This is a genomic window from Asticcacaulis sp., assembly GCF_051956075.1.
Classification (GTDB): domain Bacteria; phylum Pseudomonadota; class Alphaproteobacteria; order Caulobacterales; family Caulobacteraceae; genus Asticcacaulis.
Genome location: NZ_JBQCGA010000053.1, coordinates 158909 through 184428, shown reverse-complemented (window position 1 = coordinate 184428; position 25520 = coordinate 158909). Strand labels below are relative to the sequence as shown.

At 58.2% G+C, this 25520-nt stretch carries 24 protein-coding genes and 1 pseudogene; 8 read left to right on the top strand and 17 right to left on the bottom strand.

Annotated features, from left to right (window positions below):
• Nucleotides 1-25: 25 nt before the first annotated feature.
• From ACTHLA_RS13810 to ACTHLA_RS13770, 9 genes and pseudogenes are all read right to left on the bottom strand, one after another.
• The gene (locus ACTHLA_RS13810; protein ID WP_440190539.1) at nucleotides 26-430 is read right to left on the bottom strand and encodes a prepilin peptidase; all 405 of its coding nucleotides are present in this window, start codon (nucleotides 428-430) and stop codon (nucleotides 26-28) included.
• 54 nt (nucleotides 431-484) lie between these two features.
• Nucleotides 485-760, bottom strand: a pseudogene (locus tag ACTHLA_RS13805) (prepilin peptidase); the annotation flags it as partial.
• A 3-nt stretch (nucleotides 761-763) separates the two neighbouring features.
• A complete protein-coding gene (gene gspG, locus ACTHLA_RS13800; protein ID WP_440190368.1) occupies nucleotides 764-1216 on the bottom strand; it encodes a type II secretion system major pseudopilin GspG in 453 nt (150 codons plus the stop codon).
• Nucleotides 1189-1833, bottom strand: coding sequence for a hypothetical protein (locus ACTHLA_RS13795; RefSeq protein ID WP_440190365.1), 645 nt, complete (start codon nucleotides 1831-1833; stop codon nucleotides 1189-1191). The genes gspG and ACTHLA_RS13795 overlap by 28 nt, the downstream gene beginning before the upstream one ends.
• Complete coding sequence (gene gspD, locus ACTHLA_RS13790) at nucleotides 1820-3718, bottom strand: type II secretion system secretin GspD (protein WP_440190362.1); 1899 nt, start codon at nucleotides 3716-3718, stop codon at nucleotides 1820-1822. The genes ACTHLA_RS13795 and gspD overlap by 14 nt, the downstream gene beginning before the upstream one ends.
• A gap of 36 nt (nucleotides 3719-3754) precedes the next feature.
• The gene (locus ACTHLA_RS13785) at nucleotides 3755-4225 is read right to left on the bottom strand and encodes a hypothetical protein (protein WP_440190359.1); all 471 of its coding nucleotides are present in this window, start codon (nucleotides 4223-4225) and stop codon (nucleotides 3755-3757) included.
• Nucleotides 4213-4746 carry a GspMb/PilO family protein gene (locus ACTHLA_RS13780; protein WP_440190356.1) on the bottom strand — a complete coding sequence of 178 codons (534 nt, stop codon included), beginning with the start codon at nucleotides 4744-4746 and terminating at the stop codon, nucleotides 4213-4215. The genes ACTHLA_RS13785 and ACTHLA_RS13780 overlap by 13 nt, the downstream gene beginning before the upstream one ends.
• On the bottom strand, nucleotides 4743-5492 hold the full coding sequence (locus tag ACTHLA_RS13775; protein ID WP_440190353.1) for a hypothetical protein: 750 nt from the start codon (nucleotides 5490-5492) through the stop codon (nucleotides 4743-4745). Before ACTHLA_RS13775 ends, ACTHLA_RS13780 begins: the two co-directional genes overlap by 4 nt.
• A gap of 20 nt (nucleotides 5493-5512) precedes the next feature.
• Nucleotides 5513-6100: a type II secretion system protein gene (locus ACTHLA_RS13770; RefSeq protein WP_440190350.1), complete on the bottom strand. Its 588-nt coding sequence runs from the start codon at nucleotides 6098-6100 to the stop codon at nucleotides 5513-5515.
• A 466-nt stretch (nucleotides 6101-6566) separates the two neighbouring features.
• Here ACTHLA_RS13770 and ACTHLA_RS13765 point away from each other — a divergent pair, with 466 nt between their 5' ends.
• On the top strand, nucleotides 6567-7235 hold the full coding sequence (locus ACTHLA_RS13765) for a hypothetical protein (protein ID WP_440190347.1): 669 nt from the start codon (nucleotides 6567-6569) through the stop codon (nucleotides 7233-7235).
• A 129-nt stretch (nucleotides 7236-7364) separates the two neighbouring features.
• A protein-coding gene (locus tag ACTHLA_RS13760; RefSeq protein WP_440190344.1) for an IS630 family transposase occupies nucleotides 7365-8311 on the top strand; the annotation gives its coding sequence in 2 pieces (ribosomal slippage) (nucleotides 7365-7704 and nucleotides 7704-8311; 948 coding nt in all).
• 315 nt (nucleotides 8312-8626) lie between these two features.
• Here ACTHLA_RS13760 and ACTHLA_RS13755 read toward each other — a convergent pair.
• Both ACTHLA_RS13755 and ACTHLA_RS13750 read right to left on the bottom strand, forming a co-directional pair.
• Entirely contained in the window at nucleotides 8627-9319 is a 693-nt protein-coding gene (locus ACTHLA_RS13755) for a hypothetical protein (RefSeq protein WP_440190341.1), read from the bottom strand.
• Nucleotides 9316-14085: a polymorphic toxin-type HINT domain-containing protein gene (locus ACTHLA_RS13750; protein WP_440190338.1), complete on the bottom strand. Its 4770-nt coding sequence runs from the start codon at nucleotides 14083-14085 to the stop codon at nucleotides 9316-9318. Before ACTHLA_RS13750 ends, ACTHLA_RS13755 begins: the two co-directional genes overlap by 4 nt.
• A 140-nt stretch (nucleotides 14086-14225) precedes the next feature.
• Here ACTHLA_RS13750 and ACTHLA_RS13745 point away from each other — a divergent pair, with 140 nt between their 5' ends.
• The 5 genes from ACTHLA_RS13745 (at nucleotide 14226) to ACTHLA_RS13725 (ending at nucleotide 20599) form a co-directional block, all read left to right on the top strand.
• Nucleotides 14226-14696, top strand: coding sequence for an Ig-like domain-containing protein (locus tag ACTHLA_RS13745; RefSeq protein WP_440190335.1), 471 nt, complete (start codon nucleotides 14226-14228; stop codon nucleotides 14694-14696).
• Nucleotides 14697-14744: 48 nt separating this feature from the next.
• The gene (locus ACTHLA_RS13740) at nucleotides 14745-15086 is read left to right on the top strand and encodes a hypothetical protein (protein ID WP_440190332.1); all 342 of its coding nucleotides are present in this window, start codon (nucleotides 14745-14747) and stop codon (nucleotides 15084-15086) included.
• A 66-nt stretch (nucleotides 15087-15152) separates the two neighbouring features.
• Complete coding sequence (locus ACTHLA_RS13735) at nucleotides 15153-15332, top strand: TlpA family protein disulfide reductase (protein WP_440190329.1); 180 nt, start codon at nucleotides 15153-15155, stop codon at nucleotides 15330-15332.
• A 560-nt stretch (nucleotides 15333-15892) separates the two neighbouring features.
• Nucleotides 15893-18949 carry a TonB-dependent receptor gene (locus tag ACTHLA_RS13730; RefSeq protein ID WP_440190326.1) on the top strand — a complete coding sequence of 1019 codons (3057 nt, stop codon included), beginning with the start codon at nucleotides 15893-15895 and terminating at the stop codon, nucleotides 18947-18949.
• A gap of 138 nt (nucleotides 18950-19087) precedes the next feature.
• On the top strand, nucleotides 19088-20599 hold the full coding sequence (locus tag ACTHLA_RS13725) for a tryptophan halogenase family protein (RefSeq protein ID WP_440190323.1): 1512 nt from the start codon (nucleotides 19088-19090) through the stop codon (nucleotides 20597-20599).
• 207 nt (nucleotides 20600-20806) lie between these two features.
• Here ACTHLA_RS13725 and ACTHLA_RS13720 read toward each other — a convergent pair whose 3' ends face one another.
• The 6 genes from ACTHLA_RS13720 to ACTHLA_RS13695 all read right to left on the bottom strand — a co-directional run bounded on the left by ACTHLA_RS13720 (nucleotide 20807) and on the right by ACTHLA_RS13695 (nucleotide 24485).
• The gene (locus ACTHLA_RS13720) at nucleotides 20807-21001 is read right to left on the bottom strand and encodes a hypothetical protein (protein ID WP_440190320.1); all 195 of its coding nucleotides are present in this window, start codon (nucleotides 20999-21001) and stop codon (nucleotides 20807-20809) included.
• A 412-nt stretch (nucleotides 21002-21413) separates the two neighbouring features.
• A complete protein-coding gene (locus tag ACTHLA_RS13715; RefSeq protein ID WP_440190318.1) occupies nucleotides 21414-21581 on the bottom strand; it encodes a hypothetical protein in 168 nt (55 codons plus the stop codon).
• Between the two features lie 287 nt (nucleotides 21582-21868).
• The gene (locus tag ACTHLA_RS13710; protein WP_440190315.1) at nucleotides 21869-22360 is read right to left on the bottom strand and encodes a nuclear transport factor 2 family protein; all 492 of its coding nucleotides are present in this window, start codon (nucleotides 22358-22360) and stop codon (nucleotides 21869-21871) included.
• A 20-nt stretch (nucleotides 22361-22380) separates the two neighbouring features.
• Complete coding sequence (locus ACTHLA_RS13705) at nucleotides 22381-22770, bottom strand: nuclear transport factor 2 family protein (protein WP_440190312.1); 390 nt, start codon at nucleotides 22768-22770, stop codon at nucleotides 22381-22383.
• 3 nt (nucleotides 22771-22773) lie between these two features.
• Nucleotides 22774-23652 (bottom strand): MBL fold metallo-hydrolase, encoded by an 879-nt coding sequence (locus ACTHLA_RS13700; protein WP_440190309.1) that lies wholly within the window; start codon nucleotides 23650-23652, stop codon nucleotides 22774-22776.
• Nucleotides 23653-23849: 197 nt separating this feature from the next.
• Nucleotides 23850-24485 carry a DsbA family protein gene (locus ACTHLA_RS13695; RefSeq protein ID WP_440190306.1) on the bottom strand — a complete coding sequence of 212 codons (636 nt, stop codon included), beginning with the start codon at nucleotides 24483-24485 and terminating at the stop codon, nucleotides 23850-23852.
• A 113-nt stretch (nucleotides 24486-24598) separates the two neighbouring features.
• Here ACTHLA_RS13695 and ACTHLA_RS13690 point away from each other — a divergent pair, with 113 nt between their 5' ends.
• Nucleotides 24599-25495, top strand: a complete 897-nt coding sequence (locus ACTHLA_RS13690) for a LysR family transcriptional regulator (protein WP_440190303.1) — start codon at nucleotides 24599-24601, stop codon at nucleotides 25493-25495.
• Nucleotides 25496-25520: the final 25 nt, after the last annotated feature.

Below are 25520 nucleotides of genomic sequence, written 5' to 3'. Positions count from 1 at the left end.
GCTTTCCCGAAACGGCTTTGCACGATCAAAAATGGTCTTTGAACACAAGGTAGGTCAACATCGTCGCCGCCGAAAGCATGGGCCCAAACGGTATGGCGCCAGCCTTTTGTTTCGACCGGATTGGAACCACAGCCAGTCCTAAGCAAGCGGCGACACACATCATCACCGGCGTCCCGTTGTGCAGGCCCAGCGCCAATGCAGCGACAAGCTTCACATCTCCCCAACCCAGCATGGACTTTTGACGCCTCCGCTCAAGTATAAGCTTTAGCAGAGACAAAATCAGGACGCTCAGAGCGGATGCCAGAAGCCCTAACCCAAGTTCGTTTTGCCTGAAGGCAAGTAGTGCGCTGACAGCCGCAATCGGTATCGTGAAAACATCCAGCAACCGATAGGTGCGCATGTCCACGATCGCAGTCGTCAGAAGCAACATGGCGAGCGCGCCCAGAAGCACCCCTTCCAACCCAGGCCGCAACCACAGGCACAAAGGCAAGAGGACGAGACCAGTGCTTTCGGATACCGGATGCAATGGATCGATCTTAGCGTGACAGGTCCGGCACCTTCCCCGAGACGTCACATAGCTAATAATCGGAACAGTCTCGTAGACGGAAAGCTGCCTCCCGCAGCCGTCGCAACACGACCGCCCATGCCAGGGATTGCGCCCATCGGCCAGGCGTACCGCTGCGGTCGCAGCGAATGCGCCGATGCTCGCGCCAACGAGCGCAGCGGCCGAAAATTCGATGACAACGGCGCTGTCAGGCACGCCCTACTTCACCGTCTCGGTAATATCCTTGTCGGCCCCCTGCCCGCCGGGCTTGCCATCCGCCCCCAGAATGGTCACGCTCGCGCCCTGATCTGAGATCGTATAGACGATAGGCCGCCCCCAAGGGTCGTTGATCGATTTGTCCGATTTCAGGTAAGGCCCAAGCCAGCCATCAATTCCGGGATCGGTAACAAGAGCTTTGAGACCTTCCTGCTGCGTCGGGAACCGACCGACATCATCCTTGAACATTTCAAGCGAGGTCGCCGTCGTATCCAGTTGCAGGCTGGCCGTCTTCGCGCGGGCCCGACCGAGCTGGCCAAGCAGCGACGGCGTCAGCACCGCGGCAATCAGGGCGATGATGACGATCACGACCAGCATTTCGGTCAGGGTGTAACCGCCTTCTGGATCGTCCCGAAGCTCGCTTTCGATCACGGCTGCGTTTTCAGGTACCGGCATGTCGGCGACTCCCCCAGGGCTTTCTCGTCTTGCGACACTATTGCGTAAATATGCGATGGATCACCTAAAAAGCGCACATCTTCCTCAATGACGCGATTGCCGCTGACCGCGCGCAGGCGCCAGACCTCACCGTCATGGCTGCCCGACGCAATCAGTCCGACCGGCTTTGGAAACGCATGATCCGGCGGCGTCTGACCGACCTCGGAAAATAAGGTCTTTCGACAATCCTGGTTTTGCGTTTGCCCTAGCGCTTCCGGGCTCAAGGCGGTGTAGTCGGCCAGAATCTTGGGATCAATCTTTTCGATCTGGCCCAATGGCCATTTACGCGCCTCCTGCTCGGCGCGGACATGAACCGTCATCGTCCCTTGCGGCGTCGCTATCGCCTCATCCCGCGTAACGGTCGCCGCGCCAGAGATCATGGCGATATGCGCGCCCGTGCGCAACAGCGCCGTATTCATCGCCTCCTGCTGCTGAGCGCGATAAAGGGCGCGTTTAGCGGATCTCGCCTGCGATGTCGCCAGCGTGATCATCCCCGTGCACAGGATCGAAAGCGCCGCGCACAGGATAATGGCTGTGAGACTGGCGTAGCCCGCCTGCGGATCCTCATGGCGTGGCATGGTTCGCTGACACGTCAATAAAGCCGCTGCGCATCAGATCCCGTAAATCGGCGCTGAGATTACTGGTCAGGGCCGTGTAATCCGACTGATCGCGCATGATTCGGGCTTTAAGAAGAATGATCAGTTCGGTCCGCTGGCCACTATTCGTCTGCCCTTTGAACAGACCACCGATAAGCGGAATAGACTTCAAGCCCGGCACGCCGTTGTCGCTGGTGGAGTCGCTGGAACTGATCAGCCCCCCAAGAGCGACGACGGCGCCCTCGGGCACGATCAGGCTGGAGGCGAGCTTGCGTTGATTGATGGTCGGCGAGTCGATGCCGGACGTTACCGTTTTAGCGACAGAGCTAACCTCCTGGGAGATGTCGAGGAGGATGCGGTTTCCATTGGTGATGCGCGGCGTCACCTTGAGCAGCACGCCTGTGTCTCGGTAATCGACAGAATTGACCAGCGGCGCCGTACTGGTCGTGGTCGACTGGGCGGACTGTACGACCACGGGCACCTGGTCGCCAACCTGCAAGGTCGCCGGGGAGTTCTCAATCGTGGTGATCTTGGGCGCCGAGACAATCTTGACCTTGGACTGAGAACTTAAGGCGGTTAGCGCTGCGGAGATATCGCTGCCGACATAGGTCGCCGAAAACCCGGGCGCGATCGGGGAGAACGACGTGGAATTGGACGAGTAGTTGCTCACCGTCAGGTCGCCATGCGAGGCAAGCTTCGACCAGTCGATGCCGTAATTGAGGTCCTTATTAAGCGTGACCTCGACAATCGAGGCTTCGATAAAGATCTGCGCCGGCTCGCGGTCGATATCCTGCAACACCTGCTGCAGGTGAACGAGAACCGCATCGGGCGCGTCGATGATCACCGAATTGGTGTCCTTGTCGGCGACAACGCGGATATTCTGGCCATTGGCGCTCATGGGCTGAGAGCCCTGAGCAGAAGCCGCCGCCAGCCTGGAGCCCGCCGCTTGACCGTTCGTCGTTGAGGACGAATCTACCGGCGATGCTGAGGGCTCATTCGCGCCTGAGCTGATGCCCGCGACCGCGCTGAGTGTCGCAGCGAGGCTTTCGGCCGAGGCACCCTTAGGATGATAGACGAACACCTTCGTCGCCATATCCTGCGACGGCACATCCAGGCGGCGGATGAATTCGCCGACCTGGTCGAGGGCCTGGCTGGACTGCGAAAACGCGAAAATACCATTGAGCCGCTTCATAGGCGCGATGGCGACGCTCGACGTCCCCGACGCCTTGAGGATGCTGCCGAGATCGTCAGCCACATCCTCTGCGCTCGCATTGCTCAGATTGAAAAACCTGATCCTCGAATCCGCCAGCGTGCTCTTGTCGAACAGGGCGATGGTCGTCAGGGCGTTATCAAGTTCTTCCGAGCGTCCGCCAAGGATGATCAGGTTCAGCTTGTCGGATGAGAACAGGACCAGATTGGAATCGGACACTGTGCCCAAGGCTTTAGCGATTTCGCTGGCGGAGCCGTAATTGATCGGCACCGCGCGGACCTGATAGCCGACGCCGGAGGGGCGTGACGCGCCGGTCGTGATCTGTCCGCCCACAGCCGCGGTCTTACGCGATTGCAAGACGACTGTATCGCCATCATGCGTCATGACCACATCGTACTGCGCCAGCGCCGTTTCAAAGGCCGCCAGGAGCTGCGCGCGCGTCAGGCGTTGCTCAATGGTGAAGGTCATCTTCCCTGTCACGCCTGGCTCAACGCGGTAAGCGACGCCGAGACTGTTGCCCAGGATTTCCTGGGCGACCTGCGAGATGTCCGCATCCTTGAATGCGAATATATAGGTCTGCTGGCCGGTTGCGGCATAGGCGCTCGCCGGAATAGCGGCGCCGAGCGCCAGAGGCGCAGAAAGCAGGCTAACACTCAAGGCCGCCAAACTCGATCGAAGACGCAAACTCAAATCCTATCCCCCGGCCGCCGACGACGAGGCGGAGCCTTGCTGCGTCGGCGCATCATTGATGCTGACAATGCGTTCGCCCAAAGGCGTGTCGAAGCGCGCCGAGGTGGCGGTGACGTCCGTCAGTTGCACATCGTCGCTCACCTGCCCTACGCTGATCCAGGCGGGCTGGCCTCCGTCGATTGCAACCAGCGCCGCCTTCCGGCCGGGTGAGATCGACAATCCGAAAATCTGAAACGTTTTATCCTTGTACGCCCCCACGCCCGTGCTCATGATGAAGACCGGACGGCTGCTCAAAAGCGTGACGTCATCGTTGACCGGATTCAACGAAGATGGCGCCTCAGACTTCGGCTTGAGCGCCGCAAGCGCATCCATTCGGCTGACGTCCGCGCGCGTCGGATCGAACAATAAGGACAAAACAAGGACGGCGATGACGCCGCACGCGCTCACCATCAGATAGGGCTTCAGCTTTTCCATCGACAGAACAGACGCCCCTCTACATCAAGGTCCACTGAACTGGTCTCATTGCGCAAGGACAGGGTATCGAGGAACAATCTGGGTTGGTAACGCTTCAGCGCCTGCAGGCCGCGCATCGCCTCTTCATAGCTTCCGCTGCCTTTGAGGGTCAGTTTGTACGCGCGTAAAGGGAAGCGATCACCCGCCTGACCGGCGTCGGCGATATCGAGCGCCTCGACCTTCAGGCCGCTGTTCATCAAAGCGTTGGTGAGTTGGTTGCGCAAAGCGTCATCGACCTGTCCGGCGCACACGGAGCCCGCCGGAAACGACGTCAGATCGCCCCGCGCGTCGGTAGCCGAGCGGATGCTCTTACTTTGCGCCTCCAGGGCCACGAGGCGCGCCTTGGCGTCCGTCGGTCGTGATAGAAACAGGACGCCGAGCCCGACCAGAGCCAGCAGGCCAGCGACGCCCCAGGCCAGTAGGGGAATCTCCATCGACCGGGTTTGGGGCCGTCTTCGTGACGACAAGTAGTCATCGATCATGAACCGGCTCCATCTTCACTGGCCGACACCCAGAGCCACACGCCCTTGCGCACAGGCTTCGTCGCCCTGCGCAAGGGCACAGTGGCGTCATTGACGGGTGAGGATGTTCCCCGCGCCTCCACCGCCCAATAACCATGGTTCCAGTAGAAGGCGTCGATCCGGGCGTTGGGATCACGTTTCAGGCTCAAGGTTTTGAGATCATCCATCGCCTGATCGATCGTCCGATTGCGCACGCCAAGATCCTCCAGCGCCAGCGCATCGGCATGGGCGCGGCGCGACCGTTCCGCCTGATGCGCCTGCTGCTCCAGGCGCGCCTCCAGTTGCGTGAGCTGATCGGCCTCTGCGGCGCGGCGATGCAGGGCCAGGCTCGCCATCGCAATCAGGCCGACCAGAATCACGCCGCCAAACGCCAGGATCTGGGCCCGGTCGCGACTCTGCGCAATTTTGCTCGCGCGCGAGGGCATGTCGATGGTCAGAGTCTGCCCTTGAGCCTCGACCTGGAATTTGAGGCCCTCGCGCAGATCGACGCCGCGCAGGTAGATCGCGACGAACCTGCCAGGTTCATTCCACGCCCAGCCGCTGAGACGACGCACGATCACCGTGACATCGTCGCCAGATAAAGGGGATGTGTGCTGCGCCTCCAGCCTTGCAGCGCGTGTCTGATCCCACGGCCAGGCCGGCGGCGCTGTGACGACGCGCGTGAACGGCTTGAAGCCTGTCCTTTGTGGGATGTTGAGATCGTTCATGGCCCCGCGCCCTGGTCCCCCTACCCGCCCGCCGCGCTCTTTTGATCTTCGCTCAAGGCTCGGCAGGTTCGGGAAATCATATCAAACTGGCAATCGGCTCCCTGTTCAACTGGTAATTTAACAATCGCCAAAGTTTTCCCCGCTGCACTGCGCCATATAACGGCCTCAAGACGACGGGTTTCGCCGGGTTTGAGGTTCTGAATCGGCCAGGCCTTAAGGCTCTCGCCCTGGCTGACATAGCTGAGATCGCCTTGAGGGACACTGAGATGGCAATCGTGCACGCCTCTCTGAACGCTGGGGTCGCACGGATAGCCTATCGTCTTGACATCGCCATCGATGCGGTCGTCTTCGATCGGTTGTCGCGTCAGGAGCTGGGTTTCCAGATTCGCGGCGAAGGTCTTGACGCCTCTGGCCTCATTGCGCGCCGCGACCAGCCTTTGGTCGTAGCGCGAAACGAGCTTCACGGCTGCGAGCAGGCCAGCCATCGACAGGCTGATGATGAGCAAGGCGACCAGCATTTCTGTCAGGGTGAATCCGGCATCCGGGGATTGAGCATCGAAGGTCATGAGGTCGACGGCTCGCACCAACGCGTTGCCGTCATGCGCCATATCTTGTGCGGAGCGCCTTGGGTCACAGTTGCATCGAGTTGGCAAAGCTCGACGCGGTCCAACTGCAGACTTGTCACGGTGACGTCAGTGGCGAGGTCTCCGTCCCGTCCTTGATAGCTTCCCGGACGCGATGGCGCCGTAGCCAGGGCGTGGACTAGAGCAAGACGGGCGGCATCAGTGCGGCGCGCGGCTTCGCGCGAATGACGGGCAATCCTCAGCGCGCTTAAGCACAGGGTTAGCGACAAAGCGATGATGGCGACGCCGATCATGGCGTCGACCATCATAAAACCCGCATCCGCTTGTGACCGCCCCCGCATCGCCTCTTCCCAACTGCGCTCCAAGAACACGCAGATTTATCGTCATGAGCGTAACAGATGGCTTCACAATCAGCAATCAAGCGTTGTAGATTGCCCCTATGGGGGATGTGCAAAAAAAGCCGAAACATAATCTCAGACGGACGCTCGCCGTGAGCGCCTCGGTTCTGCTGCACCTTCTTCTCTTCACGGCCTTTGCCATCTCTTCAAGCAAGACGGCGGAAAGGGACACAAAAGGCGAAGGGCAAGCGGACGTGGAGGGCTTCCAGCTCGATCTGGTGGGTGTGCACCACCCTTCCGACGCCGCGCCGAGTCAGGTTCAAGCGCAGCAGCCGACCCCACAGCAGGACGCCCTGCAGGCGTTTCAACAAATGGCGGATCAGGCGACACCGCGCGACGCCAGGCCGAGCGATTATGGTCTCTCTAAACCGCAGCCGAAGTCGCTAGCCCAGGTGTTCGGCGCCGACCCATTCCAGCCGTCTTCGCCCTCCGAGCCGAGTGAAGCCGCCAAGACACAGAAGGCCTCCCACGTTGAGGTCAATAACAGCAATAACGCGACGATGAATGACCTCTGGAAGGCGATTGAACCCTGTTGGCGGCGTGTGGCGGATAAGTCGACGCAGAGCGTTACACTGCAGGTGAGTTTTTCGCCATTGGGGAATTTGGCAAAGCCGCCAACGATCCTGCGTGCACCGGGGACGCGTATCGATGATAAGCTATTGAGGTCAGAGAACCAGGCGATTTCGGCTTTGGCACAATGTGGGCCGTACCTGATGGCCTATGGGCAGCAGGATGTGAAGGTGGTGTTTCCGAGAATTTAGCAGAGAAATGAGGCTCTACTTCACTTACGAGCGTGTTCTAGAGCGTTTTCCTATCTGAATGAATCGGCGGGGGTTTTCAAATCAGCGTGGTTCTGATTCAAACTATCTGCCGGAGGGAGGCCGGCGGATATGTCGAAAGCCCTTTCCGTAGATCTTCGAGAGCGGGTTCTGGCGGCGGTCGCGACCGGCGCAACGCATCGCGAAGCGGCCGATCGCTTCGGTGTCAGCGCGGCCAGCGTCAGCCGGTGGCGTCATTTACAGAAGCGTCAGGGCCATTTGCGGCCAGGCCCGCTTGGCGGCGACCGGCACTCGCACCGGATTGAAGCCCACGCGGGGCCGATATTGGCCTGGCTGGCCGAAAATCGAGATGCAACCCTTGCTGATTTGCGTGAAGCTGTTGCCGTGATGGGGGTGATCGTTAGCCAATCGGCACTGCATCGGTTTTTGGTTCGTCACGACCAAACGCGTAAAAAAAGACTGGCCACGCCATAGAGCAGGACCGTCCGGATGTATTGCAGCGCCGCCGTTGCTGGTTTGAAAGCCAACTCGATTTGGACCCTGAGAAGCTGGTCTTTATCGACGAAACATGGACGGCGACAAACATGACGCGTTCGCACGGGCGATGCAAAAAGGGGCAGCGCTTGCGCATGGGTTTTCCACACGGGCACCGCAAGACGACGACCTTTATCGCTGGACTGCGTCTGGGCGGCATGGTGGCGCCGATGGTCTTGGACGGCCCGATCAACGGCGGTTGGTTTGAGGCCTACGTCGAGCAGATCTTCGCACCAACCCTCAAGCCGGGCGACATTGTGATCATGGACAACTTGTCCAGTCACAAGCGCGCCGCCGCCAGAGAGCTGATAGAAAATGCCGGCGCCAAGTTGGCGTTCCTGCCGCCCTACAGCCCAGACTTCAATCCAATCGAAAAGGCCTTCTCCAAACTGAAGGCCCTTCTCCGGAAGTCCGCCGAACGCACCGTCGACGGTCTATGGGCTGCCATCGGCAATCTCATCGGCCACATCACACCAGCAGAGTGCAGGAACTACTTCACCAGCTGCGGGTATGATCCAACATGAACGGAAAACGCTCTAATTGCCGGCTCCTGCTCTGTTTGAGAACCATTTGCCATCTCCCTCCCACAGAAGGGAATCAGCGTTCGCCACCAATGCAAAATCACGAACGAGTCAAAGAGCAAGCAATCTGGTATTGCGGCGAACCAGTGCCGCGCCGTTGCAATCCGCGACATGAACCTGGATCGTATTCTTTGCCAAATCGAGGCCGACGGTGTTAAACTTTTCCACGGACGCTTCCTCTCTTGCTTAGTCCCCAATGACCGTTCTGGCACTTTGATGCCGTCGAGTGGGGGCGTCCACCCCATCGCTTACCTAGAATCAATAAATTCCAAGCCCATCTCCTAGCTCATGCGCTCGAGTGTCGGGCATCCAATAAGAAAGACGTCCCGGTCCGAATCCCGGAATAACGTGAGACGAAAATGTGATCTCGCTCGCTTTCGACAGATTGCAACCCGTATAGAGTTTCTCAGAAAGAAGCTGCTTTGCTTTAGGTGACAAGAAGATACATGTCACCAATGGCCAGACCATAAAGAAATCTCCGCCGTCCCATTGCTTAGTGTCAAGGATCTTTTCTGGGTGGGTGGCGCCAGTATAGCGAAGAAATCCACAGGCGTTGCAGGATCTGGTTTTATCAAGCGTAATGCCTGACGCTGGGTCAGCCATTCCACCCCATCCCGTTACCACAATCTCCCATAACTTAGGGGGTATATTTTTATTGTTTTTAAATCTTGCTTCGACTGGTCGAACTTCAAAGCCAGTCACATTTTCCTCCCGGAGTTCTTTTAAGACGTGATCTTGAATTATCCACTCCGAATACCACGTTCGAATAAAATCTTCGGGGGAATCATCTTCAAGTATTACATGAAGATCGGAAAGTCTTTTGCCCCCTCGCGTGTGAGCAGGGTCAACAGGACAATGGATTTGTTCTATATCCATTGTATCGTCCCATTCAGCTTGCGGAGGATTATTTTCGGGGCGGATAAGCCAAAAATCCGAGATTATAAGTGTCATTTTCCAGGTACTCCAAAATCTGCCCGCATTTTGGCCAGTTGATCTAAAACGTCTTGTTGAGTGAAATTTCTATTTTGTGCGAAAAAATTATCCCAAACGCCATTCCAACTTGACGCAGCCTTGCCAGCGTGGAGCCCCGAACCTGCAGCCCTATGCTCCGCAAAGGTGAGTGGTACTTTGTAATCTTCAATATCTAGCCCGACTTTTGCAAATTGTTTGGCGAATTTTCGGGGTAAAAGATGATGCAATTCAATTGCAAGCATGCATTTGCTATTATGCACGACCAGGTGGTCTTTGCCTACGAGGAAGGTATGCAGGTCCATCACTTCGAGGTTATAGGTTTGCTCGACTTTGCCGGAGAGCTTGATTGACGCGAGGGTGAAGGCCTCTCCTGTTGCAGTGGCGATCTGGTCGCCCGCCTTCAGATCTTCGGTGTGGATCCAGTGGCCGTTGGTCGTGAACCAGGGGTGGTCAGCCGTGGCGCGGAAATTGTCCGCTTCACCATGCTCGCCCTTGAACACCAGCGAATAGGTCGGCTTCGGCTCCGGGCGGATCAGGCCTCTGACGGGCTCGCTGACGGTTTTGCCGGAATGCTCATCATAGGCCAGGACCAGATCACCGACCTTGATGTCTTCGATCGGGACAAGCCCTTTCGGGGTTTCGACTTCCGTGCCTTCAACGAAGCAACCACAGCCTGTGTCTTTCAGCGCTTTGAAGACCAGCCCGCCGCCCTTGGCAAAGATCTTCTCACCCGGAATAAGCGCCGCCGCCGTGAGCAGAGACGGATGGCGCGCAAAATCATAGAGTGATTTCAGCTCCCCACACTCCGGGCACAGGAGTGTGACGCCAAGATCGACGCCCGCGCTCAGCCAGGGGTGTTGATTCGTCCAGTCGTCATAACTGTCGGCCCAGCAGCCCATCCTGTTGAGAACATCGCCGCCGCACGGGTTATGGTCTGGCCTGTGCCCGGTGACAATGATGATTGGAGTACATACCGCGCCGGTAGCGTCCGTATCAATACAGTTGCCGGTTGCAGTGACATCCCCGCTCCCATCCAAGCCGCTGGAATCCGAGCCATTGATCGGATCGCCGTGGACGTAGTCGTACCAGTTCATGCCATCGCCATAGCCGATGGGGTCGGTCTGCATGAAGCGCCCGAGGGTCGGGGCGTACATGCGGGCCTTGAAGTCATAGATGCCCAGTTCCGGCAGGTAGATCTGGCCCGTGTAGCGGAAGCGACCGGCATAGGCGTTGTTGCTTGAGGACGGCACGCCATAGGCGTCATAGGTGTTGACCGCCAGAATATGGCCTGAGGCGTCGGTGACACCGACTATCGAGCCGCGCTCATCGGCCATCAGGTAGCGCTTACCGATCGGGGCGCTTTGGTACTCGTACCACACCAGCGGTTCATCCGTGCCCGGCCCATGCACGTAGCGGCGCAGGAGATTGCCCGAAGCGTCGTATTCCGCGATCAGGTCGGTTCCATCATAGAGGAACTTCGTCGTCACCCCGACCACGGTATAGCTTTGCAGACGGTTCTCCGCGTCGTAGGCGAAGCTTACACGATTGCTGGTCGAGGTCAGCAAGTTGTTGGCGTTGTAGGCGTAGCCAACGGAGCCATCGGAAGCCAGATTGCCCCGCGCATCATAGCCCAGGCTCGAAGCGCCTGCGGTCGTGATGCGGTTCAGGCCATCGATGCTATAGCTGGTCGTATTATCCGCCGTCGGATTGGCCGCAGCGTAAGCGCCGTTAGAATTCGTCCGCGAGGTGATCTGGTCGGCCTGATTATAGCCCAGGCTGACTGTATCGCCCCCGCTCACCGCCGGAAGCGTAAGCGTCTGCAGACGCAAGGCGCCATCATAGCCATAACCCGTCCCATAGCCGCTGCCGCGGCCAAGCCCTGTGCGACGGCCATAGTTGTCGTAGCCGAAGCTGGCGATCTGCGCCGAGCCGTTCTCATAGATGCCCGTCAGTTCGTCGCCATCGTCGAAGCCGTAGGTGACGAAGAAACCATCCGGCCAGGTCAGGCGCGTGCGCTTGCCGTAGGCGTCATATTGATAGGACACCGCGCCCATCGGTTGTTGGTCGCTCATCAGCCAGCCCAGAGCATTATAGGTGTAGGTCTCAGACGCCGATGACCCGCCCGTCGTATTGTTGATGTGGGTCTTTACCTGATCGAAGTTGTCATAGGTGAAGCTTTCGCTCACCGCGCCCGATTTGTTCGAGACGCGACCGAGCGCATCATAGCCGAAGGTGATGCTGGCATTGTCGCGCAGGGTGACCGTATTGACCAGCGATGTCGCCTGACTGACCCCCGTCACCGTCGTCGTACGATAGCTCTGCTGTTCGCAGTCCGTGGTCGAGCTGGCGTGGCCGGCGCCGACAAGCGGATAGCAGGTTTTAATCAACCGATTGAAGCCGTCGTAGAAATAGCTGGTCCGGTTGCCCTTGGCGTCCTCGACATAGCTCAATGTCCCGGTCGAAGTCGCGCTGGAGGCGTCATAGGCCTTGAGGACATCCGTCCGCGCCACGCTCGTGCCATAGCCGCTGACCATGCTGACAAGCGCGCCGGTGACCGGATCATAGTTATAATGCGTGATGCGGTCGTGCGAGCCGTCGGCGTTGGTCGTGCCGAGCGAACAGGCTGAGGACGGCAATGCGCCATAATCAACCGGATTGAGACGCATCGCCTCGCAGCTCAGGCGTAACATATTGTCGTAAGAGCGCTGGGTGACGTCCTTGGGCGTCCCCGCATTGCCAATAAAGTGTTGCGCGACGGTCGCCTGACCATAACTGTTGTAGACGTTGGTGTCGCGCTCCTGCACAGTCATGCCGTTCAGGGCGTTGATATCCGTGCCGGATGCGGTACCCGTATCGACTTCAACGGCGTGGCCGTCAGCGTCATAGTAGGTGCGTGTCGCCGGGCGATTCCGCGGTCCGGTCCCATCTGGATCAGGGCCGATCGCGCCAATCACCCGGCCGAGGCCGTCGTAAAACTTATAGGCGGTATCGACCGCTCCTGGCTTGGGACCATCGACCGTCGCTACGTCGCCGTTGTCGGTATAGCTGGTCGTGGTGGTCTGCGCGAGCGATCCATCTCCCAGTTGAACCGTAGAGCTGTTGGGCAGCAGGTTGGTCGACGTGTAGGCAATGGTTGTCTTCTGCTCATCAGCTGCACCCACGGCGCAGGACGAACCGGTCCAGTTCGAGCTCATGCAGCTCGACACCCCCGTCAGCCGCCAGACCGGAGCCTGAGCCACAAGACCGCCGCTGCTGTTCTTCACTTGCGGCGTAAGCTGGCTGTAGCTGTAACGGATCTGAGCGGTCACCCCATTCACGACCGGTCTCGTCTCAGTCAGAACGCCGCCGTGTCGAATATCATAGGCATAGTCCGTGCGAACCCCATTTGGGTCGATCACGTAGTCCGGCTTGTTGCAGTACTTGTAATTGCCGGTCGGGCTGTAGTCGCAAGAAGGAAAGTGGGCCTGAGTTACGAGCGCCGCACCCGCATTGGCGACGCCATTGGTCGCGCCATACTTGGGGACGACTAATGTATTGATGACATTGCCGCGGCCATCGTAAGTGTAGGCCGTATAGCCGCCTGTTGTTGCATTCCCATCAGGCGCCACCACCTTGAGCAACTTCCCGATCGTAGGGCTTGATGTACTGGTGTCATAAACATAGGTCATGACCCGTCCGGCTTCATCAGTTGTCGATTCAACGCCGAATGGGCCGACTGTCAACTTTGTCGTGGTCCCATTGGGCGCCGTCACTGTGGTCTGGGACGGATTGCCGTTCGACCCGATCACATAGGCGTAGTTCCAGGTCGAGCCGCCAGTCGACACCGACACAACCTGACCTGATGTATCCGATCCGTTGTAAGTTATGGTCTTGGTGACGCCATTGGGAGAGGTCAGCGTAACAACATTGCCATTGATTGTGTAACTGACAAGGTTCGTGCCGTTGCGAGCTATTGTGGTGGTCGCCCCGTTTGTCGACAGAGTCGCGTACGGATAGCTCGCGCTAACTGAACACGACGTCGCCTGAGGATCACAATAAGCCGCCGCGCTATTGATAGCCGTGATTTTGATGACCTTATAGTTGGCATCGACCTCATATTTGAGCATCCAGCCCAGCGTGCTGCTAACCGATTTGATCGCCTTCACCTGGTTTCCGACCATGTAATAGGTGTAGGTCAGAACTTCGCCATCGGGTTTGGTCACCGTCGTCATCGTGCCGAATTGTGTGGCGCTGTTCAAGGAACGGTCGTACGTCGCGATCGTGCCGTCGCTCAGCGTCAGGTGGCAAAAAGCGCCAGGTGACGGGGTCAGTGTAGCTCCATCACAATCCAGGCGGGTGCCGTTATTGTAGTAGGGGCCATTATTGGTAAAATCGAAATTTACAGTATTGTTGAGGGCGTAGCCAATGTAGTGACGGTTCGTCACTCCGCCCAGGCTGGCATCCAGATAAAAATAATAAACGGGGCTGGAACTGCCTACGATTGTCAGGTTCAGCGTGCCGACATTATTGTCGGAACCATTGAGACCGGCAATGCGCGATAGGCCGCTGCCGGCGCTGCCAATATCGACATTAAGACCCGGAAGCGTAAACTTGCCGGTCGTCAGGTCGACCCCATTCGAGTCAACTCTGGCGATCACCGGCGGCTGAATCAGGGTTTGCGCGGCAACCGAACCCGCGCCGAGGATGCCTGAAATAGCCAGCGCCAACGCAGCCAATTTGGCGCGCACGGATTTATGGCTGAACATGCCGAGAAGCCCCCCAATTTTAATTTACATATGATTTGCATATTTACATATGCGACATTGCACCATATCCTGAGCAAAATTCCTGTCAAGCCACAACTCAGGCGATATAGGCAGGCGGTCATTAAAGAGGGGGGATCGGAATGCGTTGCATTCATGCGCTGTTCATCGTCGCGGCACTATCGGCCACGCCACTTGCTGCGGCGGCTCAGACCACGACCAACAGCTACACCTATGACGATCTTGGACGGCTTCAGACCGTGACCTACCCTTCGGGCGCCAAGACCGGCTATTCCTATGACAATGCCGACAATCGAACCCAGGCTCAGACCGCGCTGAACGGCGTGCTCGGTGGCGGACCGAACCATCCGCCAATCTGCGTGACGCAAACCATCAACATTACCGGCGTTCCAACCTATGTGCCGTCGATTAGTGTCACAGGCACACTCTCCGCGCCATGCAACGATCCCGACGGCGATGTCCTAACCGTCACAAGTCCCACCTCAGCGCCCACCTTCACGCTTAGCGCTGGCCAGTCCTATTCCTACAATCTCACCGTCTCCGACGGTCACGGCGGAACTGGGACCGGCACCATGGTCTATCACAGGCAGTAGCTCCACCATCGAAACAGCCATCTTCCGTCGCCTCACAGGATTACGCCCATGCGCGCCATCGTCCCGCCCCTGCTCGTCTCAGCTCTTGCGCTCGCCTCTCTTGCCTGCGCATCCCACGCCCTCGCCCAGGATCAGCCCGCCGTCACCTGCAAGGATCTCGTCATCCCGATGAACGGGCTCTCACCCGACACAAAGGTCAGCTTCACCCTCTCGCCGGACAACATCCTCAAACAGTGCGTCTCATCAACCAGAGCCCCCCTCACCCTCACTGACCCCAAAGACGGCGTCACGCTCAGTCCTCAGCCCAACACCCAGCACACAATCCCCTTCTCCGTCACCGATGACAAAGGCAACACCGCCTCCGCCAAGGTGATCGTCTCAAGACAATGAATTTACGACCTCGTTCTGGCTTTATCGCCGCAACCTGTTGCACAGTAACGGCGTTGCTGGCGTCCAATGCTAACGCCTATCCGAAACCCTCGTCCAATCCGGCAGCGGGCGCTTAAATTCACCGTACGCACCTTCGATCACAAGACGTTTTCGCCGGCTCAGATGGCGGGCAATGACGTCCTCTTGAACTACTGGGCGACCTGGTGCGGACCGTGCCCTTACGAACTGCCTGTGATCGACGCTTAAGCTCTGCGCGATGTGAGACCTTCGCGCCCGCCCGCCGCCCTACTCCACAGCAGGCGCCAGTGACATTTCTATCTGACGCAAACCACGACACCTCTAATCGGCCTAGACATTGTGTGTGGACAGAACGACGGCATAGACGGCCTGCACCTGCGTCATCTTTATCGTGCAGCGCCATGGTTGAGCGAGGAGATCCGACCCTCGACCATTATTAGGAAAAGTGACATCATTAATAAAATTATGTGTCTGAAGCCTTTAGCCTGAAAGGGTCACAAATATATCTTTTATTCAATATGTTGCAGGATATTATGATAGGCCCGCCCTGTCGACTACACTGCCTTTTTGGACATGAAAATGTTGCAAATTTGGCTCTTTATAAAATGTTATTTTATTGACGAAACTTCATTGTTGCCAACTGGTTCGCGCGGGTCGATGGTCGTGGCGCGCTTTCTAACGGATCGCCCCCGACAAACCACCGCCCGAAAGCGCGACACAAAAGAACAATGGACCGCCAGTGAGGGGGTGGCGCTCTTGATGAGGAAAATACCTCAGGGAGAGGAAAAATGAGTTTGTCACGTAACCGCACAAAGTCTGGCCTTTGCTTGGGCGCTTCCGTTCTAGCGCTTGGCGTAGGTCTTGCTATGGCCGGACCGGTCTTCGCCCAGGATGCGAATAAGACAGGCGCCGGCGACAGCACAGTTGTCGTTGTCACTGGCCAGCGCGCAGCCCTGAAATCTGCGCAGAAAATCAAGCAAACTTCGGATGAGGTAGTCGACTCGATTGTCGCCGACGATATCGGCAAATTGCCCGATCGCTCCGTGACGGAGGTCCTGCAACGCATTGTCGGGGTTTCGATAAGCCACTCGTACAATGATATTGCAGGCCACACCGACCCCGAGCACTTCGCCGTTGAGGGCAGTGGCGTCACCATTCGCGGCATGACCTATGTGCGTTCGGAAATCAATGGCCGCGACAGCTTCAGCGCCAACGGCGGGCGCTCGCTAAGCTTTGAGGATGTGCCACCTGAACTGATGGCGGGCGTAGATGTCTACAAGAACCCATCCGCCGAACAGATCGAAGGCGCGATCAGTGGTCTTGTCAATCTTCGCACCGCGATGCCATTCGACTTCAAAGGCATGAAGATCAGTGGCGCTGTCGGCGCCAACTACGGCGAACTGGCTGGAGGGTCAGCCAAGCCATCAGCATCCTTCCTGTTTTCGAACCGCTGGCATACAGGAGTCGGCGATTTCGGCCTGCTTGTCGATTTGGCGCACTCGGAAACACAGACCCGTACAGACGGCGTTGAGGAGTTTTCATTATACCCGCGAATTCAAAGCCTCGAAGCGACCACCAATGCAGCCAACTCGGCCTGGCTTCCCGCGGGCAAAACCACTTGGATTTCCGCAGGCGGCGACTCCTCCTGGCGGACGCTTGCCTACAACCGCAAACGTGACGGCCAGTATCTCGCACTGCAATGGCGCCCTAATGACTCTGTTGACACGTCGCTGACCGTATTCCGCTCGTCTTACAAGTTCCATTGGGACGAAGACGCCTTCTTCGCGTCGGTAAATCCGTACAATCTCGTACCAGCAGCCGGCACAAATTTCATCATCAAGAACGATATCGTCGTCGCGGGGACGGAGGCTGATAATGCTGACAATGGCGTTCCGTTCAATGACGACGTCCGATCGGCTGATCGTATGTCCACGACAACGGACTCGTCATGGAAGATCAACTGGGACGTCAATGACAAGCTGTCTCTGAAGTCGGACCTGCAATATGTCTACGCGTCAACAAACAGTGATGACTTCACCGTCGCCTCCGGCGTGAATATACCCTACGAGACCTATAATTTAACCGGAAGATTTCCGACGGCCTCGGTCGACACCGCCTATCTGACCAATCCCAATAATTATTACTGGGCCTTCACCATGGACGGCCTGAGCCGCGCCACGGGCAAAGATTGGTCGTGGCGCGGCGACGCTGACTATGAAATCGGAGACGGCTTCCTGAAATCGTGGCGCGCCGGTATGCGGTTCAGTGACCGAAGCGCTGAAACCGAGCTTTCTGAACCCGGTAACGGCTACAATTGGGCAGCTGTGTCCCAGACCTGGATGCTTGGCTGGCACGAGCCAACTCTTGCTTACTTCAATCTGTTCCCTGCGCCATATAAGACGTTCAGCTTCAAGAACTACATGAACGGCGCAACCAACGTGCCGTCGGCCGTCGTCTTCCCGGCGACCTCCCTGGCCAACGGCTGGCCGAACACATTTGCGACCTTGCAGAGCTTCCAGACCCAGCTTTGCCAGCAACTGGATCCAAGTTGCGTCAATGGCTGGACTGCGGCGTCTTTGAGCGGCGATCCCTCCAAGGGCGGCCTGAATACACAGAGCGAAAAAACGTCCGCGGCCTATCTGACGCTGCGTTTCGGGTCCGACACAACTTCAATCCCCTTCGACGGCAATATCGGCGTCCGTGTCGTGAAAACCGAGGATAAGGCCGACGGGTACATGACGCTCGCAAGCTTCACACCCGATCCCAAACTTCCTGCCGGGAACTATTCCTCCTTCACTGGCTTTAGTTCGCCCATCCATGCCTCAAACAGCTTCACCAATGTCCTGCCCAGCTTGAATCTTCGCTTTAAGTTTACGCATGACCTTCAGGCGCGACTGGCTTTATCGAAAGGCATCTCAAGACCCGATTTCTCACAGCTCCAGGCGTTTACTTCCTTGGGAACGAGTATCGATTCCACATCCAATGTTCAGCAGTTCACCGGCTCAAGCAGTGGCAACCCGAATTTAAGACCTACAAAGTCGGACAACCTGGATTTGACGCTGGAATGGTACTTCGCGCCGACCGGCTCGCTCACAGGCGCGCTGTTCTCCAAAAACCTGAAGGATGTGGTCATCAATCAGATCTTCAATGTAACGGAAAACGATACTGCGGGTAACGCGCACATCTTCTCTGCGACAGGTCCGATCAATGGCGCCAGCGGCACGATAAAGGGCATGGAGGTCGCTTACCAACAGTACTATGACGACTATCTGCCTGACTGGGCTAAAGGCTTTGGTCTGCAGGCGAACTTTACCTATATCGATAGCCAGCGCAAGCTGTATACCCCCGTGACCGGCGCCTATTGCGATTCAACCAACAGCCAGACCGCCAACCTGACCCTCAACCTCAACGGCTGCGATACGGACGGTCGGACCTTCGGCAACCTGCCTTTGCAGAACCTGTCGAAATATGCCTACAACCTGGCGATCCTGTACGACAAAGGTCCGATTTCGGGTCGTTTGGCCTATAGCTGGCGCAGCCGGTATCTGCTTGGCGTCAACGTAAATGCGGCGAATGGGGGCAACGGCACGAATACGGACGTCAGCAGCCCGAATTACGGTAAGCAGAACATTCAGTTTGGTCTACCTGTTTATGGCGCCGATTATGGGCAGTTGGATGGCGGGATCTTCTACAAGATCACCGACAAGGTCACTTTGGGCCTTGAGGGACAGAACCTGCTCGATTCGACCTACAAGGAACTCGTGCAGCAACACGTTGGGTTCCATGGTCTGGCTTGGTACAAAAGTGGTCGCAGCTTCTCAGCCCAGATCCGCATGACGTTCTAAAGCTTGATCGGCGGGTCACTTCCCAACTGCCGATCAAAACCGCGACGCTCGGCCCGGCGTTACCGGTTCATGTTAAAGGGCTGCAACTTGCCCTCCCGCGTCTAACACAGCGGGAGGGCGCTCTTTTCGGGAATTTCTGTGACCAGACCCATCGAGAAAATCGTCATCGTGGGTGGCGGCACGGCCGGGTGGATGACGGCCGCGCCCCTAATTCAGCGCCTAGGGAGAGCCTGCGTTATCGAGCTGGTTGAGTCGACGGACATCGGCACTGTCGGCGTTGGCGAAGCGACCTTGCCGACTGTGCGGTATTATAACCGCAGCCTGGGCATCGACGAGGCGGACTTTATCCGCAAGACTAAGGCCAGCTTCAAGCTGGGCATTGAATTCAGAGACTGGGGTCATGTCGGCAACCGGTTCTTTCACGGGTTCGGGGATTTCGGTCCCAGCATTGAAGGCCGCTCGCCCTACATGCACTGGCTCCGACTTAAGGCGGCTGACCCAAATTTCCCCGATTATGAGGAATGGTCGGTAGCCACAGTGCTTGCGCGCCAGAACAAGTTCACCCACCCAAGCGGCGATCGTCCTTCGGCGAGCAACGCCTATACCTACGGCTATCACCTCGATGCGTCGCTTTATGCGGCCTACCTGCGGGACTTTGCGTGCAAGCGTGGCGTGAATCATACCGAAGGCAAGATCATTGACATTGATCTCGATGCCGAAAGCGGTTTCATCCGCGCGGTCCGTCTCACGGATGGTCGCCAGATCGCCGGTGATCTCTTCATCGATTGCTCCGGATTCAAAGGCCTGCTTATTGAGGGCGCAATGAAGGCTGGTTATACCGACTGGAGCGAACAGTTGCTGTGCGACAGCGCGATTACTATTCCTTGCGCGCGAAAGGACCCGTTGACGCCGTTCACGACCTCGACGGCAAAGCCTGCAGGCTGGACATGGCGCATACCGCTGCAGCATCGAACGGGCAACGGGCATGTATACAGCAGCCACTTTATGAACCACACAGATGCCGAAGAGCTTCTCCTGGAAGGTCTTGACGGCGAAGCGCTAGCATCATCCCGCCGTCTGCGCTTTACTCCAGGACGACGCAACAAAGCCTGGATCAATAATTGCGTCGCGATAGGGCTGTCGAGCGGCTTCATAGAGCCACTCGAATCGACGGCGATCCGGCTGATCGAGAGTGCGGTCGCTGGGCTGTTGGAAAATTTTCCGGATACGTCATTTCGCCCGCAACTAGCCGCCGAATTCAATCGGCAAACTGCATTACAGTATGAGTCCATCCGCGATTTCGTGATCATGCACTACAAGCTCACGGGCCGCCGCGACTCCGCATTCTGGCGCCATTGCGCCGAAGGTCCCGTCTCTGGGGCGTTGCAACACCAATTGGATACCTTCAAGGCGACCGGACGTGTCGTCGTCTATGATCCTAACAGCTTCACTGAACCGTCATGGGTGGCGCTCTATCTTGGCCTGGGCTTGACGCCGGAAAGCTACGACCCCTTCATCGACCTGCTGGATGAGCACGAACTTCGCGAGCACTTCCTTAGAATTCGACAACTGATCAGGCAGATGACGGCGAGCACTCCGCTACATGGCGACTATATCATGCGTCATTGTCTGTCAGACACGGTAGGCTGATCGAGTCTCAAACCTAAATCCGCATACTTGCGCGAAGATGGTCACCTTCGAGTCAAAAACCTGCAGGTTCAGGTCATCAGCAAATAGGGGTAAATCCCGGCAAAGGTACGTATCGCGACATAGTACTTGGCGCCTGCAATGAAGAAAATCGGGGGCTGGAAGCACTGCTCGATTGATCGCTTCCTCCTCTGCCATCTCTTTATTGCGTCATTGCGCCGAGAAGCCTTTGGACTTGCCTTTCCGTTTAAGCCAGCAGGTATATAGCCACATTGCAACGCCGAAAAGGGTTCCGGCAAGCATCCATACCGGGATTCCGATCAACAAAGCCGCAATATTGAGTCCTTTTCCGGTCAGGACGTTAGAAATCACGGGCGTAGCAGTCATGCCGGCGTACATAGCCACGGCCCAACTGAATCCCGCGAGAGCCCAGCGGTACTTGGTTCCGAATTCCGTGTGGTTCACGACCCTTAGCGGCCATTGCAGTATAAGCGTGACCGCGCAAACAACTAAAAACCCTGGAATGTATGCTGCTATCATATTGAAGCCCCCTTAGCGTGCCTTGCCTTGCTGCTTGAACGTGCGAAACGCACCAACTGCTACCAAGACCATGAACAAGACGGAGAGAGCAATCCCAAGGCTGCCGCCTGAATAGCAGAGCAATTCCCAGACGAGGCTCGTGACGCCCAGGATTACCAATATCGCCGATAGCGACTTCCCAACAATTTCCATGCTCCCCCTATCAGATATCTGGGGGTTGAGTATGGACCGCATTTGCTACCATGTCGACCCGTCAAGAAATGAGCGCCATAGGAATTTAATTGCCCCACTGGAGGCTTTCGGGCTGTAAATCCGTCAGCCTAGAGATTGCTTCCTGGAGTTTTTCCAGCGCCTCGCTGACGTCGAAGAGCTGGTCCTCAATGTCGTGGGCGAGATCGAACACCTCCGACGCGCCGCCGGCAAAGTCTTCGTTGACCACTTCCATCGCAAGGCCAGGCTTTTGTCGCAAGAGTCTCGTGCTGGATGTATCCTTCGGACAGGTAGAGCGACCTGAACTTGTTTATGTCGTGGGCCTCAGCGCGTCGAGAAAGTCGCGCAGCCGTCTGCGGCTGGTCAGGGTTTTGCCACCGGCAAGGGCTTGTGACGCGGCGGCGAGGGTAAGGAGGGCAAGCGACAGGGCGGTAACAGGGTGGAACGACGGTTCATGGCGACCTCGCTTGGTGAATGCGACCTGGAAGATGAGGCGGTTGGCTCGGACCGCCTCAAACGCTGTCAGTACATGGGACGCGGATTAATGGGATTGGGGGGCACAGCCTGCATCACGTCCCAGTGTTCGGCGATTTTGCCGTTCTCGACGCGGAAAATGTCGACGATCACCGTCTCCGGCATATCGCCCGACTTTGGCTGGACGACCTCCGTCATAACCAGATCACCCTCGGCAATGACCCGCTTGAAGTCGACCTTCTGCTTCGGCCAGTGGGTGATTCCCATGGTTTCGAGCAGTTGTTTGACCGAGTCACGGCCGTCCTTCATGGACGGATTATGCTGGATATAGTTTTCGGCCCAGTAGCGGTCGACCGCCGTAAGGTCATGATCGCCGAACAATTCCTGATAGGCTTTAATAACCAGAGACTTGTTGGTCTGGGTCAGGCGGTATTGCGCAGCTGCAGCCTTGGCGCTGATCGTCTTGGCGTGGGCCAGGGCCGGGGTGGACATGGCGGCGACGGCTACAAGCGCCACGGCGAACGATTTGAAGGTCGTCATGTTTGTCTCCTTAGATTTGATCAGCCGAGCGCGCGGGCGACAAGAACCGTATCGACATACTGCTGCATGCGGACGATCTTGCCGTCTTCCAGGCGGTAGAGATGGGCGAACGGCGCCTGCATGGACTTGCCGGTCGCGTTGTTGGTTCCGGAATAGCCGCCGAAGGCGGCGACCTGGTCGCCGTCTTCGAGATAGGTGTGGACTTCGGCGCGATAGCCGGTCCACTCGCTGCCGAGGCGCTTGAAGACGCCTTCGACGATGGCCTGCGGACCGACATAGGCGCCGGCATAGGGAAAGCCCTCGGTCTCAGTCCATTCCACGTCCTGCGCGAGAACGGTCAGGAGATTGCGGCCGTTATCCTCTGACGAGCCCTCGTAGGTGGCGCGGATGATGTCGAGATTCCGGCCCATGGCTCAGCCCCACTTCATGTCGCCGGTGGCCACCTTCGAGCCGATATCTAGAGCCACATCCATGCCGAGGCCGGGGAAGCGCGCCTCCATGGCTGCCTTCAGCGACGCCGAGCCCTTCGCCTTCGCCAGTTCCTCGTCGAAGGCCGCCAGATAGGCCCGGGTGTGCGCGACGCCCGACAGGTCAGTGGCGACTTCAGGCCCCATATGGCCGGGGACGACGATCGCGGGCTTACGGGCGGCGATTCGGTCGAGCTCGGCGATCCAGGCGGCGCGGCTTTCCTTCGTCGGCGTGTCGGCCGTCCAGACGTGAACGCCCGAAAACACCAGAACGCCGCCGAATACTGCCTGCAGGGACGGCGCCCACAGATAGTAGCGGTTTCCCAACCCTTGCGCGGTCACGATCTCGACGGTCTGCCCGTCGACCGTCAGGGATTTGCCCTCGAAGGCCTCCGGTATGACGATGTCAGCCAGGCTCTGCGGGCCGTTTTCCTTAAGCTGCGGTCCCCAGACGGCGAGCTTCTTTTCGACACTACCATTGATGGCGGCGATGGTCGAAGGCGCCGCCAGGACCTTCGCGTTCGGGAAGGCCTCCTTGATCGGCTTGAGGCTGAAATAGTAGTCGGGATCGGACTGGCTGATATAGATGATCGTCAGGGTCTTGCCGGTCGCCTTGATGGCTTCCGCCAGGGCGCGGCCGTCGGGATAGGTGAAGCCTGCGTCGATGAGCAGCGCTTCCGTCGGGCCAGAAACCAGCACCGGCGCGCGGAAAAAGCCGTTGGGACCGGCCGGGAAGGCCTTCCAGTCCAGTTTCGCGGCTGCGGCGGACGCGTCGCTGGCCGACGTGAATACGGCGGCAAGGCCGGTAGCAAGAGTCGATGTCATGACAAATCTCCTGGAGAGCATGGAAACCTCGGGGGAAGAAAAAGGGTGGACGTCAGGCGTGGCGGGTCCACGAGCCTGTCAGGTTGAGAAAGGTCAGATCCGGTCGAATTTCAGCACAAAGGCCATGGCTCCGAAGCGGGCTTCGCAGGTGTGACCGAGCGCCGGGAAGTTATTGGTTGGCATGAGCCCTCCATTAGCTATGCGGCGCGCCGAAGGTCTTCGGTCAGTTGCTCGAAATCGGTGAAGAGGGCATTGGTGCGCAGCAGATGGCGACCTGCACCTTCACCGACGACTAAGGCGGGCACGCCGTTTGCGCCGAAGCGGGCCATATCCGCTCGCGCTGCGGCGACGGTCTGCCTGTAAGCGGCAAGGAGGCGTTCGACCGGGTTGCAGATTTGCACGGCTGCTTCTGTAAAGCCGGCGTCGCTCAGAACATCGGCGACAACCGCCATATCGGAATTATTCCGTCCGTCCACATAGCGGGCCCGTTGCAGAGCCTTCAGCGCGACGATCTGGCCGGCGGGATCGGTCAGGCCGACGGCCACAACCGCGAGCGTAGCCGGCGCCGAGTCGAACAGGCCGCCCGCCTGATTGAGGACATTCGTGCGGTAGGCTTCCGAAAAGACCTGCCCGGTAAGGCGCTGGATTCGCTGGTCGTTCTGCCAGGCATAGGCGGCGAACTGCGCATCCATCGGTCGGGCGTGGTCACCGGCGAACAGGCCGGTCGGCGCCAAGGCGATCGTCACGTCCTCAAGGACCGAAAGACGTTCCAAGGCGGGCGAGGCGCCGTAGCACCAGCCGCATAACGGGTCGAAGAGGTAGGTGATCCGCATGATCTTGGCTCCGTGTGGTGACAGGCCACTGGGTACGCCTTTTTCATTTATGGATAAATGACTATCAAAACGACATACTGTGTTAGAATGGCATACAATAAAGAAAACCCACCATGGACTCAATCAACCTTAACCGCCTTGCCTATTTCGCGGCCGTCGTCGATACGGGCTCGTTCACCCGCGCCGCCGAACGCCTCGGGATCACTAAGGCGGTCGTTAGCCAGCAGGTCGCCCGGCTTGAGGCCGAATTGCGGACAAGCCTGCTGTCGCGAACGACTCGCCGCGTCGAACCGACGGAAGCCGGGCGTCTTTTCCATGCCCGGTGCCTGATGATCCTGCGCGAAGCCGAGGACGCAGTTGGCGAGATGGCCGAGGTCAATGCCGCGCCAATGGGCCTCTTGCGCATAGCGGCGCCGACCGACTATGGCGCTTTGAACATCGCGCCGGTCGCCGCCGAATTCGTCAAGGCCCATCCGGCCTGCACCGTAGACCTGATGTTGTCCGATAACCGGCTCGATCTCGTGGCGCACCAGATCGACGTCGCCATACGCGTCGGCTGGCTCGATGATTCCTCACTTCAGGCCCGACGGATCGGGTCGTTCCGGCAACTGCTGGTGGCCTGCCCCGAATTCGCGGCCGCTTCGCCAGTGGCGACGCCGGCCGACCTAGCGGCATTGGCTTTCATCGCCCATGGCGGATTGCGCGATCCCCTGTCCTGGCATTTCGCCAAAGGCGACTTCGACCGGCAGACGGTCCATCTGCACCAGGTTTTGACGATCAATTCGACGCCGGGCACGTTGTCTGCGGCGCTTGCCGGCGGAGGACTGGCCGTGCTGCCCGATTACCTTGCCCAGCCGTATGTGACACAGGGCGCTCTTGTGCATGTCCTGCCGGAATGGTCCCTGCCGTCAGGGGGGATTCACGCCGTTTACCCTGCCGCACGCTTCCGCCCGGCAAAAGTCTCGGCCTTTGTGTCCTTGCTGAGTAGGGCGGCCCCGAAGCTGTCATGACCGCGAAGCGGCAAGCCTGCTAAAA

Bases quoted from the DNA above. Each gene is read 5' to 3' on its own strand.
- ACTHLA_RS13810 (WP_440190539.1), bottom strand. From the start codon at position 430: ATGTTGCTTCTGACGACTGCGATCGTGGACATGCGCACCTATCGGTTG.
- gspG (WP_440190368.1), bottom strand. From the start codon at position 1,216: ATGCCGGTACCTGAAAACGCAGCCGTGATCGAAAGCGAGCTTCGGGAC.
- ACTHLA_RS13795 (WP_440190365.1), bottom strand. From the start codon at position 1,833: ATGCCACGCCATGAGGATCCGCAGGCGGGCTACGCCAGTCTCACAGCC.
- ACTHLA_RS13785 (WP_440190359.1), bottom strand. From the start codon at position 4,225: ATGGAAAAGCTGAAGCCCTATCTGATGGTGAGCGCGTGCGGCGTCATC.
- ACTHLA_RS13780 (WP_440190356.1), bottom strand. From the start codon at position 4,746: ATGATCGATGACTACTTGTCGTCACGAAGACGGCCCCAAACCCGGTCG.
- ACTHLA_RS13775 (WP_440190353.1), bottom strand. From the start codon at position 5,492: ATGAACGATCTCAACATCCCACAAAGGACAGGCTTCAAGCCGTTCACG.
- ACTHLA_RS13770 (WP_440190350.1), bottom strand. From the start codon at position 6,100: ATGGCGCATGACGGCAACGCGTTGGTGCGAGCCGTCGACCTCATGACC.
- ACTHLA_RS13755 (WP_440190341.1), bottom strand. From the start codon at position 9,319: ATGACACTTATAATCTCGGATTTTTGGCTTATCCGCCCCGAAAATAAT.
- ACTHLA_RS13750 (WP_440190338.1), bottom strand. From the start codon at position 14,085: ATGTTCAGCCATAAATCCGTGCGCGCCAAATTGGCTGCGTTGGCGCTG.
- ACTHLA_RS13745 (WP_440190335.1), top strand. From the start codon at position 14,226: ATGCGTTGCATTCATGCGCTGTTCATCGTCGCGGCACTATCGGCCACG.
- ACTHLA_RS13740 (WP_440190332.1), top strand. From the start codon at position 14,745: ATGCGCGCCATCGTCCCGCCCCTGCTCGTCTCAGCTCTTGCGCTCGCC.
- ACTHLA_RS13735 (WP_440190329.1), top strand. From the start codon at position 15,153: ATGCTAACGCCTATCCGAAACCCTCGTCCAATCCGGCAGCGGGCGCTT.
- ACTHLA_RS13730 (WP_440190326.1), top strand. From the start codon at position 15,893: ATGAGTTTGTCACGTAACCGCACAAAGTCTGGCCTTTGCTTGGGCGCT.
- ACTHLA_RS13715 (WP_440190318.1), bottom strand. From the start codon at position 21,581: ATGGAAGTGGTCAACGAAGACTTTGCCGGCGGCGCGTCGGAGGTGTTC.
- ACTHLA_RS13710 (WP_440190315.1), bottom strand. From the start codon at position 22,360: ATGACGACCTTCAAATCGTTCGCCGTGGCGCTTGTAGCCGTCGCCGCC.
- ACTHLA_RS13705 (WP_440190312.1), bottom strand. From the start codon at position 22,770: ATGGGCCGGAATCTCGACATCATCCGCGCCACCTACGAGGGCTCGTCA.
- ACTHLA_RS13700 (WP_440190309.1), bottom strand. From the start codon at position 23,652: ATGACATCGACTCTTGCTACCGGCCTTGCCGCCGTATTCACGTCGGCC.
- ACTHLA_RS13695 (WP_440190306.1), bottom strand. From the start codon at position 24,485: ATGCGGATCACCTACCTCTTCGACCCGTTATGCGGCTGGTGCTACGGC.
- ACTHLA_RS13690 (WP_440190303.1), top strand. From the start codon at position 24,599: ATGGACTCAATCAACCTTAACCGCCTTGCCTATTTCGCGGCCGTCGTC.